The organism is Vibrio sp. 1401, assembly GCF_033340295.1.
The window spans coordinates 1-514 of the sequence record NZ_JAWOWF010000854.1 but is presented as its reverse complement, the minus strand read 5'-3'; the positions used below and the strand labels follow the sequence as shown (position 1 = coordinate 514).

Sequence of the window (514 nt, the reverse complement as noted above, 5' to 3'; positions counted from 1 at the left end):
TTGGCGACCATGCTCTTTCACGTAGATGGACTCTGGACGAATTGCCACCTTCCATTCGGTATCGATACTAAAGAGTTGTTTGGCTTTGTTAGCATCGACCAAATTGTAATGCCCCATAAACCCAGCCACAAATTCATTGACTGGGTGAGTGTAGATCGCTTCTGGTGTGCCGGCTTGAACAATTTCCCCTTTGTTCATCAAAAAGATTCGATCAGACATGATCATCGCTTCTTCTTGGTCATGAGTCACAAAGATGGTAGTTAGGTTCATCTCTTCTTGTATGTCTCGGATCTGTTGGCGAAGATGCTTACGGATCTTTGCATCCAGTGCCGAAAGTGGCTCATCAAGTAAAAGAATACGAGGTTTAACCACGAGCGCTCGGGCTAATGCCACACGCTGACGTTGGCCTCCAGAAAGTTGGTGTGGGTAGTGTTTTTCTTTGCCTTTTAAGTCAACTAACTCTATGACTTTTGTCACTTCGCGTTGAATTTCATCAGAGGCGAGTTTCTTCATT

Annotated in this window: 1 protein-coding gene; it reads right to left on the bottom strand. The window is 44.7% G+C overall.

Annotated elements, in window-relative coordinates; genetic code table 11:
- The coding region (locus R7Z77_RS28535; RefSeq protein ID WP_318137458.1) for an ABC transporter ATP-binding protein at positions 1–514 on the bottom strand (514 nt) is incomplete at both ends.